At 59.8% G+C, this 19944-nt stretch carries 15 protein-coding genes and 3 rRNA genes; 2 read left to right on the top strand and 16 right to left on the bottom strand.

Translation table 11 applies throughout. The annotated features are described in order from the left end of the window. Positions 1-42: 42 nt before the first annotated feature. Complete coding sequence (locus tag ACOZ4H_RS08725; protein ID WP_424328902.1) at positions 43-1230, top strand: tRNA sulfurtransferase; 1188 nt, start codon at positions 43-45, stop codon at positions 1228-1230. Positions 1231-1257: 27 nt separating this feature from the next. Continuing rightward, positions 1258-1803, top strand: coding sequence for a DUF5804 family protein (locus tag ACOZ4H_RS08720; protein ID WP_424328901.1), 546 nt, complete (start codon positions 1258-1260; stop codon positions 1801-1803). A gap of 38 nt (positions 1804-1841) precedes the next feature. On the opposite strand, the gene ACOZ4H_RS08715 is transcribed toward ACOZ4H_RS08720, so the two are convergent. The 16 genes from ACOZ4H_RS08715 to ACOZ4H_RS08640 all read right to left on the bottom strand — a co-directional run bounded on the left by ACOZ4H_RS08715 (position 1842) and on the right by ACOZ4H_RS08640 (position 19878). Beyond that, positions 1842-2753: a PLP-dependent cysteine synthase family protein gene (locus ACOZ4H_RS08715; RefSeq protein ID WP_424328900.1), complete on the bottom strand. Its 912-nt coding sequence runs from the start codon at positions 2751-2753 to the stop codon at positions 1842-1844. A gap of 100 nt (positions 2754-2853) precedes the next feature. Further along, complete coding sequence (locus ACOZ4H_RS08710) at positions 2854-3273, bottom strand: CopG family ribbon-helix-helix protein (RefSeq protein ID WP_004592383.1); 420 nt, start codon at positions 3271-3273, stop codon at positions 2854-2856. 164 nt (positions 3274-3437) lie between these two features. Beyond that, positions 3438-3560 (bottom strand): 5S ribosomal RNA (gene rrf, locus ACOZ4H_RS08705). 129 nt (positions 3561-3689) lie between these two features. Then, positions 3690-6620, bottom strand: a 23S ribosomal RNA gene (locus ACOZ4H_RS08700). A gap of 401 nt (positions 6621-7021) precedes the next feature. Next, positions 7022-8493: ribosomal RNA gene (locus tag ACOZ4H_RS08695) — 16S ribosomal RNA — on the bottom strand. The 16S, 23S and 5S rRNA genes sit together here, the layout of an rRNA operon. Positions 8494-9126: 633 nt before the next feature. Then, the gene (locus tag ACOZ4H_RS08690) at positions 9127-9423 is read right to left on the bottom strand and encodes a translation initiation factor eIF-1A (protein ID WP_424328899.1); all 297 of its coding nucleotides are present in this window, start codon (positions 9421-9423) and stop codon (positions 9127-9129) included. A 150-nt stretch (positions 9424-9573) separates the two neighbouring features. Then, the gene (locus tag ACOZ4H_RS08685; protein WP_424328898.1) at positions 9574-9810 is read right to left on the bottom strand and encodes a UPF0058 family protein; all 237 of its coding nucleotides are present in this window, start codon (positions 9808-9810) and stop codon (positions 9574-9576) included. 520 nt (positions 9811-10330) lie between these two features. Further along, on the bottom strand, positions 10331-11080 hold the full coding sequence (locus tag ACOZ4H_RS08680; protein ID WP_424328897.1) for a DUF7289 family protein: 750 nt from the start codon (positions 11078-11080) through the stop codon (positions 10331-10333). Next, complete coding sequence (locus tag ACOZ4H_RS08675) at positions 11077-11541, bottom strand: DUF7266 family protein (RefSeq protein ID WP_424328896.1); 465 nt, start codon at positions 11539-11541, stop codon at positions 11077-11079. Before ACOZ4H_RS08675 ends, ACOZ4H_RS08680 begins: the two co-directional genes overlap by 4 nt. Further along, positions 11538-12428 carry a hypothetical protein gene (locus tag ACOZ4H_RS08670; RefSeq protein ID WP_424328895.1) on the bottom strand — a complete coding sequence of 297 codons (891 nt, stop codon included), beginning with the start codon at positions 12426-12428 and terminating at the stop codon, positions 11538-11540. The genes ACOZ4H_RS08675 and ACOZ4H_RS08670 overlap by 4 nt, the downstream gene beginning before the upstream one ends. Further along, positions 12422-12994, bottom strand: coding sequence for a DUF7288 family protein (locus tag ACOZ4H_RS08665; RefSeq protein WP_424328894.1), 573 nt, complete (start codon positions 12992-12994; stop codon positions 12422-12424). The genes ACOZ4H_RS08670 and ACOZ4H_RS08665 overlap by 7 nt, the downstream gene beginning before the upstream one ends. A gap of 2 nt (positions 12995-12996) precedes the next feature. Further along, positions 12997-13521, bottom strand: coding sequence for a DUF7287 family protein (locus ACOZ4H_RS08660; protein WP_424328893.1), 525 nt, complete (start codon positions 13519-13521; stop codon positions 12997-12999). Positions 13522-13578: 57 nt separating this feature from the next. Further along, positions 13579-15615 (bottom strand): type II secretion system F family protein, encoded by a 2037-nt coding sequence (locus ACOZ4H_RS08655; protein ID WP_424328892.1) that lies wholly within the window; start codon positions 15613-15615, stop codon positions 13579-13581. Beyond that, positions 15612-18104: a type II/IV secretion system ATPase subunit gene (locus tag ACOZ4H_RS08650; RefSeq protein ID WP_424328891.1), complete on the bottom strand. Its 2493-nt coding sequence runs from the start codon at positions 18102-18104 to the stop codon at positions 15612-15614. Before ACOZ4H_RS08650 ends, ACOZ4H_RS08655 begins: the two co-directional genes overlap by 4 nt. Positions 18105-18241: 137 nt before the next feature. Then, positions 18242-19387 (bottom strand): pyridoxal phosphate-dependent aminotransferase, encoded by a 1146-nt coding sequence (locus tag ACOZ4H_RS08645; RefSeq protein ID WP_424328890.1) that lies wholly within the window; start codon positions 19385-19387, stop codon positions 18242-18244. Next, entirely contained in the window at positions 19384-19878 is a 495-nt protein-coding gene (locus tag ACOZ4H_RS08640; RefSeq protein WP_424328889.1) for an Lrp/AsnC family transcriptional regulator, read from the bottom strand. The genes ACOZ4H_RS08645 and ACOZ4H_RS08640 overlap by 4 nt, the downstream gene beginning before the upstream one ends. Positions 19879-19944 lie beyond the last annotated feature (66 nt).

The raw sequence follows: 19944 nt of genomic DNA, 5'->3' as shown, positions 1-19944 counted from the left end.
CGAGGCGACACCCCTTTACTCGCCGGTAGTCAATTCGCGGGCATGCATCCGCCAGACGCCGACAGCGTGCTCGTCCGCCACGGCGAACTCGGCGTCAAGAGCGAACAGGTCCGCCGGAAGATGGAGGGTCAACTGGCGGACAACCTCCGTGCGATGCTCGACGCCCGAGATCTGTCGGGGAACATCGAACAGCGCCGGAACCGGCTGTTCGTCCACACTGACCAGCCCGAGGGCGTGACCGCGGCCGCGGCCGACACGTTCGGCGTCACCTCCGCCTCGGCGGTCACGACCGTCGGCCCGACGCTGTCCGCAATAGAAGATGCACTGGCCGCGACCGCGCGAGAGCAGTACGACGGCGGCGCTTTCGCCGTCAACGCCCGCCGGGCGGGACCAGCAGAGGCACACTCCTTTTCGAGTACGGACATCGAGTCCGACGGTGGCACCGCCGTCTGGGAGGCAATCGAGGAATTGGGTGACGAGCCCGCTGTCGACCTCGACAATCCCGATTTCGAACTGTTCGTCGAGTGTCGCGCCGACGAAGCCTACGTCTTCTGTGAGAAACGTGCGGGACCCGGCGGCCTCCCGCTCGGGACTCAGCGGCCCGTCGTCGCCCTCGTCAGCGGCGGCATCGACTCGCCCGTCGCCGCCTGGAAGCTGATGAAACGCGGCGCGCCCGTGATCCCCGTTTACGTCGACCTCGGTGACTACGGCGGCCCCGACCACCGGGCGCGAGCCGTTTCGACTGTCGAAACGCTCGCCTCGTACGCGCCCGGGCATGACCTTTCGCTTACCGTAATTGATGCTGGTGACATCGTCACCGACCTGTCTCGAGACCTCGGGGCGCTTCGAATGCTCGTTCTCCGCCGGTTCATGCTCGCGGTCGCCGACGCTATCGCGCGCGACCGCGACGCCGTCGGCATCGTCACCGGCGAGGCTATCGGGCAGAAATCCAGCCAGACGAGCGCGAACATCGCGGTCACGGACGCCGCGACTACGCTCCCGGTGCACCGACCGAACCTCACCGTCGACAAGTCCGAGATAACCAATCACGCGCGGACAATCGGGACCTTCGAGGACTCGACAATCGACACCGGTTGCAACCGCGTCGCCCCATCGCATCCGGAAACCAATGCATCGCTCGAAGCAGTTCGGACAGCCGAACCAGACGACCTGTTCGAGCGTGCCGAGGCCTGTGCCCGGGACCGCGTCGTCGTCCCCATCGAAAGCTAAATTTCCGGGGCGGGCCAGGGTTGAGCCATGACGCAGGTCTGTCTCGTCGGGAGCGAGGACGTGAATCTCCGGTACGAACTCCTCTCTCGCGAGACCGCACGGAACGCACTCGCCACCTACGACCTGCAGGAACCGTTCGCGAATACCGTCGCCGTCGACACCGTGAGTCTCGGGGCGGCGGTGGCGCTTCTCAACGACTTGAACTGGTATCTCGTCCGCTTCGCCGACGCCGCGTTCGTTCGTGATCCATCAATTAGTGAGACGGAATGGCTCTCCCGGGACCTCGCCGCGGCGATCCGGGACGACGACGTTGCGCCCGAGGAGACCGGGCGCTTTCTCAAGGTGTACGGTATCGTCGAGTCGGATGTAGACGGCGACAGTGACGACGAAGAGTCGGCGGACGGAGCATCAGAACCAACGCCCGACACGCAGGCGATGGAGACCGAGCGTCCACCCAAGCTTGTCGAGCCGATGCTTCTGACGCGGACCGGAGACACGATTCCCGAGTACGACCTTCGGGACGTGGACGACACGCTCATCGTCAGGGTGACCGAATCGGAGTTCGGGGCCTGACTCGGGTCACACCGCATACAGAACAGACCGGACCGGTCTCAGTCGAACAGTCCGGTCGACATATACCGCTCCCCGCTGTCCCAGTAGACTGTGACCACGAGCGGGTCGTCGACACCGTCCGCGATGAGTCGCTCGGCTACCTCTCGCGCGGCGAGGTTCGACGCGCCCGAGGACTGGCCGACGAGGATACCCTCCTCGTGGGCGAGCCGTCGACATTCGTCTTCCGCGTCCCCGAGTTCGACCGTCATCACGTCGTCGAGCAGGTCGGTGTCCAGATTGTCGCTGATGAAGCCCGGTCCCATCCCCTGGAAACTGTCCTCGCCGGTGCCCGGCTCCATCCCGGAGAGGACGGCGTTGTCGGCTGGTTCGACAGCGACGATGTCCATCTCAGGGAACGCCTCGCGCAGTCGACGGCCGGTGCCGGTGATCGTGCCGCCGGTTCCGACGCCCGCCACCAGCGCGTCGATAGTTCGGTCGCCCACCTGCTCGATAATCTCCTTGCCTGTCGTCTCGTAGTGGGCCGTCGGGTTCGCCGGGTTCTCGAACTGCCGCAACTGGACGTAGTCGTCGCGCTCACACAGTTCGTCCGCGCGCTCTTTCGCATCGGAGATATCGCCCTCGACCAGTTCTATCTCCGCGCCGTAGGCCTTCATTATCTGGCGGCGCTCCGGTGACTTCGAGGACGGCATCACCAGCACGACGTCGTACCCCTTCGTCGCCCCGACCATCGCCATCCCGATGCCGGTGTTGCCACTCGTCGGTTCGACGAGCGTATCACCCGGTTTGAGCGTCCCGTTTCGCTCGGCGTCGTCGATCATGTATTTCGCCGGCCGGTCCTTGGCGGACCCGCCGGGATTGAACGACTCGATCTTCGCTGCGACCGTCGCCCCCTCTGGCGCGCGAACCGAGACCAGCGGCGACCCGATTGTATCGAGAATAGAGTCTTTCATCGCCGCCGGCTACGCGCGCCCGACTTAAACGCCTACTGAAGGTCCCAAACGGTTCGTGGACTCCCGACACGCGGCAGTGTTTTCCGGCGTCGACGATACCTCACGAGAACATGTTGATGTCGTCGACCGGCAGGACCGAGTAATCAACCGACAGCGTGTCCTTCGTGGCCCGGACTTTGCCGACGAACGCGGAGATGTCCTCTAGCTGGCCCTCCAGTACGAACAGCTCCATGCAGTACCGGTCGCCGACGTGGCTGTGGAAGTTCGACGCGACGATAGACTCGTGGTCGTGACGGAGATGCATCATTTTCTCCTCGACGGTTGTCGTCTCGTAGTCGAACAACACTGTGACGATGGCCATCAGTTCGCGGTCTTCCAGCCGCTTGTCCTCGAACTCCCCCATCAGATTCCGAACCGCCTCTCGAACGACCTCGCTGCGACCCGTGTACCCGTGTTCGTCCGCGAACGTGTCGATTCGCTCCTCCAGTTCGTCCGGCATCGAAATGCTGACTACGCCCATGTATTAAATCAGACCCACTGTAGTATTAAGAATTCATATCCGACGGTGAGCGCGGCGGTGTGACTACTCGGAGGGATACTGTGCCGACGTGGCTGTCGCTCTGTCTAAATACGGAAAGCCCACTCGGGAGAGATGTCTCTCCTGAGTGGGCTATAAGATATGAATGGTGGCGGCGAACCGCGTTTCCCAGAGGCTCGCGCACTCCAGTACTCCCCGGAACGCTGGTGGGCTTATCTTCCGTGTTCGGGATGGGTACGGGAGGCAACCCCACCGCTGTGGCCGCCTAACGTCGAGTCGCGGAATCGAACCGCGATACACCAGTCTCGATCGGGTCCACCGTCTGTCCGTGCGATCCAGTTTGCGCCTGGACTCGTTCAGCGACGAGCGAATCGTCGGTGAATGAGTCACAGTGCGTATGAATGATGGCTTTGGTCTGTTAGTGCTCGTGGGCTTAACGTCTCGTTACCTCGACGCGCACACCCCAAGTCTATCGACCGCGTCTTGTACGCGGGACCTCGGCGGTGTCTCTTTTCCAAGTGGGTTTCGAGCTTAGATGCGTTCAGCTCTTACCCCGTGCGGCGTGGCTACCCGGCACGTGCTCTCTCGAACAACCGGTACACCAGTGGCCACCAACCGTAGTTCCTCTCGTACTATACGGTCGTTCTTGTCAGACACCATTACACACCCAGTAGATAGCAGCCGACCTGTCTCACGACGGTCTAAACCCAGCTCACGACCTCCTTTAATAGGCGAACAACCTCACCCTTGCCCGCTTCTGCACGGGCAGGATGGAGGGAACCGACATCGAGGTAGCAAGCCACTCGGTCGATATGTGCTCTTGCGAGTGACGACTCTGTTATCCCTAGGGTAGCTTTTCTGTCATCAATTGCCCGCATCAAGCAGGCTAATTGGTTCGCTAGACCACGCTTTCGCGTCAGCGTTCCTCGTTGGGAAGAACACTGTCAAGCTATCTTTTGCTCTTGCACTCTTCGCCGGGTCTCTGTCCCGGCTGAGATAGCCATAGGGCGCGCTCGATATCTTTTCGAGCGCGTACCGCCCCAGTCAAACTGCCCGGCTATCGGTGTCCTCCTCCCGGAGTGAGAGTCGCAGTCACCGACGGGTAGTATTTCACTGTTGACTCGGTGGCCCGCTAGCGCGGGTACCTGTGTAACGTCTCCTACCTATGCTGCACATCGGCGACCACGTCTCAGCGACAGCCTGCAGTAAAGCTCCATAGGGTCTTCGCTTCCCCCTGGGTGTCTCCAGACTCCGCACTGGAATGTACAGTTCACCGGGCCCAACGTTGGGACAGTGAAGCTCTGGTTAATCCATTCATGCAAGCCGCTACTGATGCGGCAAGGTACTACGCTACCTTAAGAGGGTCATAGTTACCCCCGCCGTTGACAGGTCCTTCGTCCTCTTGTACGAGGTGTTCAGATACCTGCACTGGGCAGGATTCAGTGACCGTACGAGTCCTTGCGGATTTGCGGTCACCTATGTTGTTACTAGACAGTCCGAGCTTCCGAGTCACTGCGACCTGCTCCGTTCCGGAGCAGGCATCCCTTCTTCCGAAGGTACGGGACTAACTTGCCGAATTCCCTAACGTTGGTTGCTCCCGACAGGCCTTGGCTTTCGCCGCCATGGACACCTGTGTCGGTTCTCGGTACGGACACTATGCTCGTCTTTTCATGGGCCCCAGGTTGAATCACGTTTCCCTATACCGCCGTTCGTCCGCTTCGTGCCATTACGGCTTCCACGGAGTTGGACGGTTCGACCGGGCGAATGCCCGGCGTGATCGACCCCAGGGCGTCAACTTTCACTGCATAGTGGCACAGGAATATTAACCTGTTTCCCATTTCGTCATAGTCGAGTTGCGGTATGACTTAGGACCGGCTAACCCTCAGCTGATCAGCAGTGCTGAGGAACCCTTATCCATTAGGCCGTCGGGGTTCTCACCCGACTATCGCTGCTACTATGGCCAGGATTTTCGTCACTATTCGGTCCACAGGAATTCTCATCCCTGCTTCCACCCAAATAGAGCGCCAATCTACTCGATTACCAGTATGAGTGGTACGGACAGGTCTCGGTGGTGGATTTGAGTCCCGATCATTTTGGGCGCCTCAAACCTCGGCCGGTAAGCTGTTACGCTTTTCTTAGAGGGTAGCTGCTTCTAAGCTCACCTCCCGGCTGTCTAGGGCTCGAGACCACCTTCAGAGGATTACACTTAATCCACACTTGGGGACCTTAACCTATCTCTGGGTTGTTCCCCTCCTGGTACACAGGCTTACCCCGCGCACCGGAATCCCCGCGTCAAACAGCGTCTGTAGGTTTGGAGTTTGACAGGTGTGCCGACTCCTCTCGGAGGCGGACACACCAATCGGTCGCTCTACCCCACAGACTACCTCGGCGGAGGTCATGCTTCGACATGTTTCGATTGGAACCAGCTGTTGCCGGACTCGATGGGCCTTTCACCCCTACACATAGATCACGAGAGGGTATTGTAGGACACCAACTCTAACAGACTTCCACGTGCCTTTCGGCACGCTTCATCTTGTCCATGCGTAGATCGTCCGGATTCGGGTCGTGTTCGTATGGCTCCCCGCGCTTGAACACGGCGGCCCTCGGGCAAAGCCCTGCGGCCATGTCGGTTTCCCTGTGCCTCCCCGGATACTCCGGTTAGACTTGCCATACAGACACACTCCCTGGCTCGTTTTTCAAAACGTACGACAGAACATCGGCTTCCTGTAAGTCTTACTGGACGCTCGCGCGTCGGTCATTCGTTACAGGACCTTGTATGCCCTGTCGCTCGATCGCCAACTGATTTCATGCTCTATTTCGCCTCCCTTCTGAGGGTACTTTGCAGCGTTCGTTCACACTACTTGTTCACTATCGGTCTCAGGTTGTGTTTAGCCTTCGCAGTCGATGCCTGCGTTATTCGCGAGGGATATCCAACCCCCGCTACTCTGGCACTACCGCACAGCGTACTGGTCTTCACTACGGGGTTGTCACCCTGTATCACGCTCTGTTCCAAGAGACTTCGTGAAGACGGTCGGCTGATGAGAGGTAGCCCTGACACCACATTGCCCGTGAGGGCTTCGGTTTGGGCTGTATCGCGTTCACTCGCGGTTACTGACGACATCACATTGCGTTTTCTTTTCCTCCCGATACTGAGATGTTTCAGTTCTCGGGGTTCCTCATTGCGCGAAGCAATTGTTAGAGAGATTCTCATTCGGAAATCTGTGGTTCTTCGCCTCCGTGCGGCTCCCCACAGCTTATCGCAGCTTGGCACGTCCTTCATCAGCGCCTGAGCCGAGCAATCCACCAGCTGGCATAGTAGCCAACGTCGTTGTGACTCGTTCAACTGAACGAGTCCAGTGGACGCCTGGATCGCACGTACACACGGTTTCATACTCGCCCCCAAGGTGGTAGATGGTGGGCGAATCGACCCTTCCCAGGCGCGGTTTCACCCGACCTGGTGCATCTGTCGTCGTATCACAGTCGAACGCCGTCCCACACTTAAGGGGAGTGGTTCGTCGGTGATACGAAGTACGGACCCGTCGGGAGTTGCACCCGACATCCCCGTGAGGGGATATCCGCCTCGGATAGGTCTTGTGAGCCCAGCGGGCCCATGCAGTAGTCGGCGCTTGCCGACTCGCGGTGACTTGTGGTCACCAGTCAGTTCCGTCTGGTTGTTGTGACCAACAACCAAATGTAGGTGGGTCAGGCCAGAGGCCTGATCCCGGTCAGTAGGAGGTGATCCAGCCGCAGATTCCTCTACGGCTACCTTGTTACGACTTAAGCCCCCTTGCGGAGCCCAGATTCGACCATCGCATGATGGCCTCATCCGGACCCCACTCGGGTGCTTTGACGGGCGGTGTGTGCAAGGAGCAGGGACGTATTCACCGCGCGCTTCTGACACGCGATTACTACCGAATCCAGCTTCATGCGGGCGGGTTTCAGCCCGCAATCCGAACTACGACTCCGTTTGGAGATTAGCGTCGCCTCTCGGCGTTGCATCCCACTGTCAGAGCCATTGTAGCCCGCGTGTTGCCCGGTCCATTCGGGGCATACTGACCTACCGTTGCCCATTCCTTCCTCCATTTTAGCAATGGCAGTCCTCCTAGTGTACCCAACCACCGCAGGGGTGTTGCTGGCAACTAGAAGTGTGGGTCTCGCTCGTTGCCTGACTTAACAGGACGCCTCACGGTACGAGCTGACGGCGGCCATGCACCTCCTCTCAGTAGCGTCGGGTAAGGTCGTCAACCTGACTGTCATTACTACTGTCGGGACCGGTGAGATGTCCGGCGTTGAGTCCAATTAAACCGCAGGCTCCTCCGGTTGTGGTGCTCCCCCGCCAATTCCTTTAAGTTTCATCCTTGCGGACGTACTTCCCAGGCGGCTCGCTTATCGTCTTCACTACGGCACATCACGTGCTCATGGCGCGTGACATACCTAGCGAGCATTGTTTACAGCCAGGACTACCCGGGTATCTAATCCGGTTCGAGACCCTGGCTTTCGTCCCTCACTGTCGGGTCCGGTCTCTCAACGTGGTTTCCCCATTGGTGGTCCGTCCAGGATTACAGGATTTCACTCCTACCCCGGACGTACCCGTTGAGTCTCTCGGCCCCAAGCTGTGTAGTTTCCACCGGACGCCGACCAGTTGAGCTGGTCGATTTCCCAATGGACTTACACAGCAAGCTACGGACGCTTTAGGCCCAATAATATCGGCCATCACTTGGACTGCCGGTATTACCGCGGCGGCTGGCACCGGTCTTGCCCAGTCCTTGTTCCTGTACCACCTTACGGTACAGAAAAGCGAGGGCTATATGCCCTCACACTCGGAGTCCCCCTATCGCACTGTCGTGCAGTGTAAAGGTTTCGCGCCTGCTGCGCCCCGTAGGGCCCGGTATCTTGTCTCAGATACCGTCTCCAGGCTCTTGCTCTCACAACCTGTACCGATTATCGGCATGGTGGGCCGTTACCCCACCATCTACCTAATCGGCCGCAGCCACATCCTACAGCGCCGGAACGTTTCTAACTCTCGACACTCCAGTCTAAGAGTTATATCCGCTATTGGCCTCAGTTTCCCGAGGTTATCGCGGTCTGTAGGGTAGTTTGGCCACGTGTTACTGAGCTATATGCCACAAGTCTGAACTCGTGCGACTAGCATGGCTAAATCGGACTCCGATAGCAATGGCCTCCGGCAGGATCAACCGGAATGTGCTGATATACATCAGCGGCGGAAGTGGTTGCACTCCGTCGGAAGCTAACACACTGGTTCCTACGCCAGTGTTGACTACTGCATGGGTCCGTGGGCTCACATCAGATTCCATCTTGACGGCGGACCGCAGGGGTGGAATCCTCATGGGATGAGATCTCGCCGACCCCAGAGGGGAAAGCGAGAGTCTCTCGTATCTCGGACCGACCCAGGTGGCCGACCGAGCGTGTCGACCCGGGCTCGCTGCCCGGTGCGACCTTCGCATTAGTTCAGAAGACGGGGGAACACATAAATGGATCGTCTCGCATCCGCCCTGTGTAGAACACACACGACGCATACGTAACGTGATGGCGTGGCACTCGTAACCGCCATACTGCGACAGGGTGTCGACGATCCAACGTGTCTTTGTTTTTGGATTCTGACATGGGATTCAGTGACCGGAGACCAGCCAGCCATTATATATCAAACGGGAGTGGTACGAACCCGACAGTATACAACGGTAGTGTACCGGGAGCTATGACGAAGCAAGAGTCGAGCCACTTGACAAGCCGGCAGTCAGAACAGGGGCAGCATGGGTCGTGGCAGAGAACTATCTCACCGTCGTCGTGAATCAGGACGCGGGTACAGTGGTAAAATTAGGCGGTCAGCGAGTCGATGTGGCCTTCCGAACGAAGCTGGTCGGCATCCTGCCCCTTGTAGCGCCATTCGATGTTGGCCTTCTCGTCTTGCCAGTCCCACGGCTCGGCGAGAACGATGTCGTCCTCGTTAATCCAGGTTCGGAACTTCATCCGGCCTGGAATCCGGCCGAGTCGGGTTTCGCCGTCCTCACAGCGAATGCGGACGTGGTTCCCGCCAAGGTGCTCTGTTACCACTGCAAACATCTCGTCGTTTGTAGGCATGCGGAGATTCCGCCGCCCTGAATCGTTGCTCACAATATAAATAGGATCGCCACCCGTATAAGTCGTTTGAGAGGCGGGATAGCGTGTACCATGCGGTCGGCCTAATGCCGTACCAGGAAAAGACGGAACAGTAGCTACCGGAAAGGTGAAACGATGAGAACGGACTGACGCCAGTACGTCGACTCAGTCGGCAGTCAGCGCCTGTGGCTCGTCGGCTTCCTCTGCCATTGCATCCGTCAGTCCGGAAGCGAGCGCGAATACCGCTTCCTTGTGGTCCGTCTTCGACTTGTGGATCGAGGTCGGTTTGACACCCAGGTCGGCGTACAGGTCGTGCTCGACACTTGTGTCCGCTTCGTGCTCGTAGTGGTTTTGTACCTGCGCGAGAAGACTGTGAAGGTGAATGAGTTCTTGCTTCTTCATTAGTATCCAATCTTATGGATTGGAGGGTAATAGTACTACCTTGCCAACGGCTCACACGTAGCTATCGTTCGGTCGCAAGTCTTGCCGAGCTCAGATACAGGTATAGAGTTGGATATCGACGTTTGAGCGTCTGTGTCCCAGATTTTGCATACCGCTTGTAATATTCTGGTTAGTACTCCCTAATATTAAACAACAACAGAGAACAGCCATCGTGACAGGTTTGAATCACTAACGTCTGAAAGGAATCGGGGGCCTGCCGACTGCGAATCGCTCTCAATCATGAAAGACCACGACAATGTATTAGTTTTCGAACACTTCATACCCGTTGAGCACATACCTATGTTCATAATGAACTGGAAGCACCCACGAGACGAGACTGCGGCTATGGCGAAACAAGAAGAAGCAAACAGCGGCACGCGATGGTCGTTCATCGCCGCGCTGATGACTGCTGCATAACGGCCTTCTCACCGTTCGATACTGAACCCATAGCGGCAGGGCTAGTCACTCCAGACGTGGCACGCTATGTGATAGTGCGTACATCAACTGTCGTATTGTGGACGACAGCGCGGCTGATGCCGGTACACTGGTAGGTGTGCGGTTCCGAGTGGCTTGACCAGTTCGACAGTTCTTGCTCGAACAGACGGTGCCACGCATCCGGGTACGCAGTCTCCGACACGTTGATCGAGACGGTTGTCGCAGATGGTGAGTGGCCAGCCTGCGGCGAAATGAGCGTCTTGTTCCGAAGAGTGGTCTCGATTGTGACACGGCCCGACGACGAGAAGTCCGTCTGTCCGTCAAGGGAAAGGACAGAGAGGTATACGCTGTCAGAGCTACACCGAAGGCTAGGCTTCCGGGAGACGACCAGTCCCTCCCGCTGGACCCGGTACACTACACCGCTGGTGTAGACGATACCGGTCCCCGAATCGGTCTCCCGGATGAGCGCTCCGGTCGAGATATTCGTTGAGCGGCCGTCAACAGTTACGTTCAGCGTTGACGACTGCAGAGAGAGCCCGTGGCCCTGGAGCTTCATACTCGTGGTCCGCCGGGGGGCGTCGCCTTTGATATGATCGTCCGTGGTCTCCGCGAACCCGACCATCGACGTTTCGGCGACATCCGTTGTCGCTCCCTGCTGAATGGCATCGAACGCGCCGAGTCCACCGAGCGACACCAGCGCAATGCCAGTGATGATGATACTGAACGTGAGTGTAAACGCGAGCAGGTCGGACACGCCACGGTCGTGACTGCGCCGACCGAACAGGGTGGCTCTCATCCGCGTGTCACCTCCATGCAATCGGCTGTCGCGTTGTACGAAACCGCCAGTGGACCACTGGACACGACCGAGGGACAGACACTGGTTTCGTTTCTGAACTGAACGACGGCGTACCGATCCAGTCCTGATGCGTTCACGTACACGCGCGTGCGGGAGGTATCTGGCGAGACCTCGACGTTGTACGACTGATCGGCGATTCGCTCGGGGTACATCGCGCGGAACGATATCGTCGAGTCGAGGGTCTCAGTATCGAACGCGTCGAGGCGAACCAGATCGCGCGCGACGCCATCGCCGACGTTCTCCAGGGCTTCTTCGGTCACTCGCTCACGCTGTGAGTCGACCATCTGGCTCCCGCCGATGAGGAGACCGGTCACCAGCAGCGACGTGATCCCGATAGTGAGCGCCTGCGTGACCGCGGGCGAGACGCCGCGGGTGTCGGACGCGAAGCGGTCGAGGGTCATCCGTCGTCCACCCCCACGCGTACCGTTCGATTATAGCTCGCAGACGGTGTGTCATAGGTCGTGTCGACGGCGGGAACGACGGGGTACGGCGCAGTGTCTCCGGAATCGTAGCTCGTGCCTGGGAAGTTACCGATGGCCGCAAAGCGGTAAGTACCACGTGCGCGGTTTCCCTTCTCGATGCGAACAGTGTACGGCGCGTCGAGTGTCTCAGTAAACGACGGGAATGTTCCGGGCGTCCCGCCGATGTCACAGGTCCCGGCGAGGAGGTCGACATCGGCGTCACCGGACCCTGAACAGGTAGTCGTCGGTCCGGAAGGTGGGGTAACCGCCACCTCCTTGTTGCCGGGTTCTGTCACGACCATCTTCCAAGTATCCCCACTGTCGCCTTCCACTTTGACGATAAATTCTCGCCCCACACCAGGGATGCGGGTCACGGTCAGATTGAATACGACAACGCGGTCAACGCTTCGAGCGATATCCCAGTGAACGTTTGATCCCGTACCGCCGGGTCGATCGAACCGAGATGCGGTCGTTTGGTTCACCTCGGTACCGAGCGACGACGACTCGTTCAGCGTCGCGTTGAGATAGGTCCCGCCACTGCTCGCGACGACCCGGTTGTGCGTCCTCGTGTAGTTCCGGAGCGCGTTCTCGTATCGCTCCTCGAATCCGTCGAGATCATCGCCCCGCGTTCGGGCCGCGAGCACGCCGAGATCGCGCTCGACGGAGGCTTCGCGGTCAGCCGAACGTTCGATAGTGTCTGCGCTCCCGGTGGTCGTGATACCGTCGGTGACGGCCAGGCTGTGAGCAAACAGAATCGTACTGAACACGACGATAGCGACGGCAATACCGCCGATCAACAGTAGTTGGCCGCGCTCGCTGGCTACCATACGACCAGACGCACCTCCACCACGTTGTAGACGACAGAGTCGGGCTCGGCGTCGGGAGCGAAATACCCGTCGACGGCCGAGAGGGGTGGCCCGGTACCGCTGCAATCGCCGATCCGGGCGGGCATGTCGTCGGTCAGCGTCACCGTTTCGGTCGCCACGGCCGCGTCTGCCGGGCGGTCAGCGACGTTCTCGCCTGTTTCCTGCGAGACGAGGGCAGTCTGTCGCGCGCTCGAATCCGAGTTCCAGTAGCTGAGATAGAGATTGTACTGGTTGCCCTGTCGGTCGAACGTCCGATTCAACATCATCTCGAACTCGGTGGAGCTACCCGTCTGATTACCGTTGAGCGTCGGCGTTCCAACGCTGTAACACGCTGTCGCGTTGTGTAGCGCACCGGTTTCAGCCGCCAGGGACAGCGTGTCGCTCGCGCGAGTTTCCAGTGCCGCTATCCGCTGTTGGGTGCCCGTCTGGAACGGACCGGTATCGACTGCCGACAGGCCATAGACGGTCGCCGTCACAACGACGATAGCTGCGAGGACGCCTTCCAGCGTGTAGGCCTGGCCCCGCATCGTTACCACACCCTCACGACGAGCCAGCAGACCGGGTCGCACTGGCCGGTTGCGTTGGTCAGCTTCACAACGCGGGAGGTCGATGCGACGTTCGTCCGACCGTCGGTCGACGGACCCCAAGCGAGTCGCTCACCGTGGTCGTCAACTGCCGGAGTCCGTGCCCCCGCTTCGAGCGTCGACGCGTTGACCACCGTTACGTTCACCCGTGGATTCACGCGGCGCTCCGTGGCAACGATGAGGCCGGCTTTCTCCTTGAGATCGCGGAGATCGTCTGTGTCCGCGTTGAGGGACGCGTTGATTCCACCGCTCGTGTTGTAGCGAACGTGGTTCCGCGTCCCCGCGACGGAATAGTTCTCGACGAGGTACGTCCCCGCTCTGTCCGCAATTGGTTGGTTACGCTGTACGTCTGGGGATTCGTACACGCCGACCGCACTGCCCTGTACGAACGCTAACACCCCGATTACCGTCACGAGCAGGACGCTCACCCCCACGGCGAAGTCCTGCGGTGTCTGTGCTTTCGAATCCATGTCCCACACACCCTATTTTCCGTTTGATACGAACGCCGTCGAACCGCGAGTAGTCCGCTAGCCCACGGCGATCCACACCACCAGTGCAATCGTCGACAGGACGACTGCGAACTTTACGCCGGCGACGAGTTTCACTTCCCGGATGTAGCCGGCGATGAACGACGACAGCAGCGCCTGCAGCGTCACCGCGTGGAAGAACAGCATCGACAGCAGTTCCGTGTCGACACTGCCACCGAACCCACCGCCGGGGGCGCTCGAGCTGCTCGATCCGGAAGCCTGCGTCGCCAGCCCGGCCATCACGTCGAGGAACTGCGTCTTCAACAGCGCCATCACCCCCAGCAGCGTCAGGTACGTCATCAGGATGATGACCGTCTGCATCCGTGTCCGGGACTTCCGCTCCCGTTCGATGTCGTCCTGATTCTCCGAGGCCTGGGCCGCCGTCGAGAGCACGTCCTGGATCTGGCTGGAGGCCTCCTGTGCCTCCGCGATGAGCTTGACCGTCCGCGCCAGCCGAGGGACGTTGTACTTGTTGTTAAATTCCCGGAGCGCGTCTTTCAGGCTCGTCCCGTAGTTGACCTTCGCGTGGATGGTCTCGAATTCATCGGAGAGCTTCCCGGAGGACGTCTCGGAGACCACCTTGACCGACTCCAGCAGCGTCATCCCGGTGTCGTTGGCCGACGCGAGCTTCCGGAGGTTCTCCGAGAGTTTTCCGATGATGGCCTTCCGCGAGCGCTGGTTCCACTCGTAGAAGATCATCAGCGGGATGAAGTTGATGTACATCGGGACGTACACCCAGAAGAACGTCGAGCGGACCGGGACAGCGATCATCCCCTCCAGCGATAACGGGGCCCAGCCGATGACGATAGCCGCGACGATGGCGAGAATGGACAGCGGAACCGTCAGCCAAAGCACCAACAGCGGGTGGTCGCGGAAGAATAGGTCGGGGCGTTTGAGGATGGCGAGGAGTTCGTGGGTCCCCTCCCGGCTCTTGATCCGGTCGAAGACGCTGTAAGTTCCCGTGTAGCTCTCGATGAGTCCGAGGTTGAACACGCCGACACCCTCATCGACGACGAGTTCCTTCTCGCCGGGGCTCGAACGCAGGTAGCCGTCCCCGATTGAGTCCTGCGTGACAGTCGAGACGAGGACGAGAAATCCCAGGCCAGTCAGGGGAATCAGCCCGTACACGGTGCCGTAGATGAGCGACTTCTGGGCGTTTCCCATCATCGACATGATGACCAGAATGATGATGAGAAGCAGCGGGAACAGCGAGAGCGTCATGTACATCTCGCCGAACAGCTCCAGCGTCTCCAGCATCTTCTCCTGTTCCTGCCTGGCGGTTCGCATGTGCTTTTCCTTCTGGTCTTCGAGGAACGAGGTCATGTCCCCGCCGGAGTTGATGATAGAGAGCATGTCCGTCAGGAACTGCGACAGTTCGTCCGAGGGCGTCTGGAGCGCCTGGTTCCGGACGGCGGTCCGGTAGTCAGTATCGAAATACTCCGTCTCCAGCACGATTGACTGGAACTCCTTTGCGACCTCACCGTACGTGTCTTCGGCTTTCCCCATCGACTGCAGGATTTCGAGCTGATTCAGCCCGCCCACGGACAGCGCGTACATGAAGGAGATAGAGTCGGACAACAGGACGTTGATTTCTCGCTCGCGCGCGCTCGCACGGAAGTACGGAATCGACACCAGCGACCCGAACCCGATACCGAAGCCGATTGCACCGAAGATGATACCGGTCAAGAGCACGAGGAAGGGCAGTTTCAGCACGTCCAAGATGGCCGAGACGTTCTCGGGCACGGGAATCCCGATGAGCGTCGGCGCTTGCCCGCCGCTAAACAGCAATTGAACGAGGAGATAGCCCAGGAAGGTGCCGACCAGCCACAGCGCGAGGCCGGCGATGACACCGACCGCGAGCGCGCGTGCGAGGAACATCTCCACGTTGTCGGCCATCCGGGCCTCCGCAAGTTTGTTCTCGACGCTGCTGACAAAGTCCCCCTCGTCGTCGAACACCATCTGGTACGCCGGGTAGAACGTGTCACCGAGCGCACCGCCGCTGCCCACCTGTTGCTGGCTCGGTGTGTCGAGGCTCATTCGCTATCTGCCTCCGCTCCGGCCTTCGGAACGAACTGGCCGAAGTCGATGCTGTCTTCGTCAGCGTCCTCCTCGGCGTCGTTCATCAACGCCGAGACGATATCCGGCGTTTCGCGGCTCTTGTACGTGTTGAACAGCGGCTGGGCGTTGTCCAGCACCTGCTTGGTCTCCTCGACCATCTCCGGCGGTGCGTCCGGCCGGGGCACCATCTCCTCTTTCTCCGGGTCGATATCGATCTTGACCGATTCCATCTCCCGGAGGTCCTCGAGTGACAGTTCGAGCTGGTCGTTGGCGATGAGCGTGAGAATGGTATCGGGGTCGTTGATGAACGCCTGGATGGTCGCCGCGACCTGCGTGTAGGTGTTCAGCCCCTTCTCGATGAGGTACGCGAGGACGACCTTGCGCTTGAACAGTTCCTCGTCGAGCTTCTCCTGAGTCCACCCGCGGTCGAACTTGATCTCTTCGAGCGTGTTCGAGTTCCCCATCTGGATGTACTCGTCCGTCTCGGCGCGCCACTCGTACACGTCCCGGACGTTGATCTCGTCGTTCTCGGCGGAGTACTCGTTGATTTCCGTCAGGGACTTGTTCCGGCGGACCTTGTTGCCGTCGACCCGGGTCTGGGTCTGAATCGATACCAGGTCCAGCGCTGTAAACAGCGTCTTCGAGACGTTGATAGGTTCGGTGGTGAACCGCTTGATGACCTCGCCGACGGAGTCGGCGTGGAACGTGGTGTAGGTGGTGTGGCCGGTCGACATGACCTGGAACAGCGTCCGGCCTTCCTCACCACGGATCTCACCCATGACGATGTAGTCCGGGCGCTGACGGAGTGCGGCCTCAAGCAGGTCGAACTCGTCGACGTCGCCCTTGTCGTCTTCACCGAAGGAGGGACGAGTAACGCTTGCGACCCAGTTCCGCTGTGGCAATTCGACCTCCCGCGTATCCTCGATAGAGACGATCTTGGAGTTCGACGGGATGAACAGCGAGACGGCGTTCAGGCTCGTCGTCTTCCCGGAGGCAGTACCGCCGGCGAAGATGAGACTCTTGTTGTTCTCGATACAGAGCCAGAGGAACGCCATCTCGTCAAGCGAGAAGGTGTTCCAGTTGATGAGGTCGATCGGCGTGAACGGCACGTCCTTGAACTGCCGGATGGTGTAGTTCGTCCCGTGGTCCGACACCTCCCGGCCCAGGGTCAACTGGGCACGCGACCCGTCCGGTAGCGTCGCGTCGACCTGTGGCTGGCGCTTCGAGATACCCTTGCCCGAGCGCTGGGCGAGCTTCACGACGAAGTCGTCGAGTTCGCCCTCGCCGTGTTCGACGTTCGAGATGATCTGCTCGTAATCGGTGTGATAGACGAACACCCGGGAGTTGTACCCGTCACAGGAGATGTCCTCGACGTTGATGTCGTGTTTGACGCCGTCGATGCGGGCGTAGCCGACGAAGTCCCGCTTGAGCATGTACAGCAGCTTCTCGACCTGGTACTCGTTCAGCTTCGGGTCGTCGTCTTCGAGAATCGCCGGCTCCGGACGCGTCGAGATGCCGGAGAGCTGTCCCGTGGTTTCGCTTTGCGCTTCATCGTCCATCCCGAACAGCTCCTTGACCTGGCCGAGCACGCTCTCCTCGCCGCCACCGGAGACCGATCCGTTGTAGAGGTCGTACCGCGAGAGGAGTTGTTCGGCCTCACGCTGGATCACTTGCGCCCGGTCGGCATCGGTCCCCTGGACGATGACATCGTCCTCGGAGTACTTGATCGCGGTTTTGAGCTTGCCCGAGAGGAACTCGCGAAGGTCGATCTCGATATCGGTGAGATACGGCTCGATAACGTAGTACTTCTTCTCGTTTTCCTTCCGGGAGTGGAAGATGATGACGCAGGCGTAGGGCTTGTTGACCCAGTACCGTTCTAGTTCGTTGAAGTGGGATTTCTTCGACTGGGGAACGGCTTTTTCGAGGTCGTAGCGATTGACGACGGTCGTATGGCCGTCTCGTGTCGAGAAGAACTCGTCTTCGTCTAGCTCCGGGTTCACGTCGACGGTGTTTTCGTCGGCGTACTCGTGCAGTTCACTGGCGATGTCTTCGGCGGCGGACAGTTTGTTTTCCGTGTGTTCGGGGTCGAATTTCAGATACTCGCTTTCATCAAAAGGGATAACTTCGCCGTCGCTGTCCCGGGGGAGACTGCCGTCCTCGTAATAATACTCCTGTTTGAAATGCTCCCAGGTGTAGATATCCTTCGCGACTGGCGTCGTGGTCGGGTCGAGATACTCCTCGAACGGCGCTTGCAGTGTTTTCCCGGCACTCGCCGCGTCTTCGAGCCGCTGACTGAGTTCTCTCGGCTCGAAGCCGAGGTATGCGCTCCGGTCGAACCGCCCCCCGTCGTGTACCTCCCGGCGGAGGTCGTCCCACGTGTACTCGCCGACCCGTACAGGCTCGTCAGTCAGTTGCCCCCCACTGTTGACCTGATCTGACTCACCTCCCCCGGTATCATCGATAGCCATTGTTATTCATCTCCCGTTAGGTGGGAAAAAACTTTACCCCCACCAAGTGTTGCTGAAAAAGAAATTCCGGCTGTTCGTATCACGGTCTCCTTACCGTAGTAAGTCGACCATACTGAATGTTTCGCCGGTCTTAATTATCAGTCAAGGAATGACTCGATCCGGGCCATCGCCTCTTTGAGATCGTCGAGGCTGGTCGCGTACGACACTCGCAGGTGGCCCGACCCGCCCTCCCCGAAGGCGGTTCCGGGCACGACCGCGACCCGCTTTTCCTGGAGGAGACTCTCGGCGAACTCGCCGGCATCGTCCCAGGGACACTCCGGGAACGCGTAGAACGCCCCGGCCGCCGGGAAGCAGTCCAGGCCCATCTCTTCGAAGCGGGTGAGGACGTACTTCCGTCGGCGGTCGTACTGGGCGGCCATATCGGTGACCTCGTCGCGGCAGTTGTCGAGGGCCTCGATAGCGGCGTGCTGGGCCGTCGTCGGGGCCGAAAGCATCGAGTACTGATGGATGCGGTTCATCGCCTCGATGGCCTCCGGCGGGGCCATAGCGTATCCCAGTCTGAACCCCGTCATCGCGAACGCCTTCGAGAAGCCGTTGAACACGACGGTCCGCTCGCGCATCCCGGGAAGGGTGGCGATGGACGTGTGGTCGTGTTCGTACGTGAGGTCGGCGTATATCTCGTCGGCGAACACGAGCAGGTCGTTTTCGCGGCAAAAGGCCGCGACAGACGCCATCTCCTCGGCCGTCATCGTCGCCCCGGTCGGGTTGTTCGGATAGCAGTACACGAGCGCGTCGGCCTCGGCCGCGCCGGACGATTCTAGCACTTCTCGGGTGAGTTTGAACTCGTCTTCCGCGCGTGTCGGAACATCGATAACGTCGATGCCGGCAAACGTCGCGCCGGGGACGTACGAGACGTAGCAGGGCTGGGCGATAGCGATGGAATCGCCGGGGTTTAGCAGCGCCCGAAAGGCGAGGTCGAGCCCCTCGCTCGCACCCGCCGTGACGAGGATTTCCTCGTCAGGGTCGTACTGCAGATTGTGCGTCGCCGCCTCGTAGTCCGCGATGCGTTCCCGGAGTTCCCGTTTCCCGCGGTTGGCTGTGTACGAGGTCTGGCCTCGTTCGAGCGACGCGATAGCGGCTTCACGGGCCGCCCACGGGGCCGAGAAGTCCGGTTCGCCGACCCCGAGCGAGATGATGTCGTCCATCTCTTCGGCCAGTTCGAAGAACCGACGGATGCCCGAGGGCGGCACGCTGGCGACTCTGTCCGCTGCTTCGAATGTCATGGTGAGACGGACAGCCGGTCGTCGTCATCGTGGTCGTCGAACTCCATCCCCTGCTCCTTGTACGACTCCATGATGTAGTGGGTTACCGTCTGCGTGATCTCGGGTATCGGCGCGATCTTGTCGCTGATGAAATGCGAAACCTCGCGCATCGAATCGCCCTCGACCTCCAGATCGAAGTCGTAGTCACCGCTGACGAGGCGCAGGGAGGTCACTTCCGGGAACTTCGCGATCCGGTCAGAGATGTCGTCGTAGCTGGTCTCGCGGTCCAGCGTGACGTTGAGTTCGACGGTGGCGCGGACCCGTTCCTCGTCGCTTTCGACCGCGTTCCAGTCGACGACTGCCTGATAGCCGCGGATGATGCCTGCCTCCTCGAACTCGTCGACGATTTCGGCTACTTCGCTCTTGGAGTAATCGGTCAACCGAGCGATGTCCTCGGTCGTGTAGCGAGCGTTCTCCCGTAGCAGGTCGAGTATCTCGCGGCGACTGCTCATACAGTGCCAGGAGAGTGACGCGGACAAAAGCCTTGCTCAATAGTGGGAGAGCGTCTCACCATCGGG

Origin of the sequence: Haloarcula amylolytica (assembly GCF_049705545.1) — an archaeon.
GTDB classification, from domain to species: Archaea; Halobacteriota; Halobacteria; order Halobacteriales; family Haloarculaceae; genus Haloarcula; species Haloarcula amylolytica_B.
The sequence above is the reverse complement of the archived record's forward strand: the minus strand, read 5'-3'. Positions and strand labels throughout refer to the sequence as shown.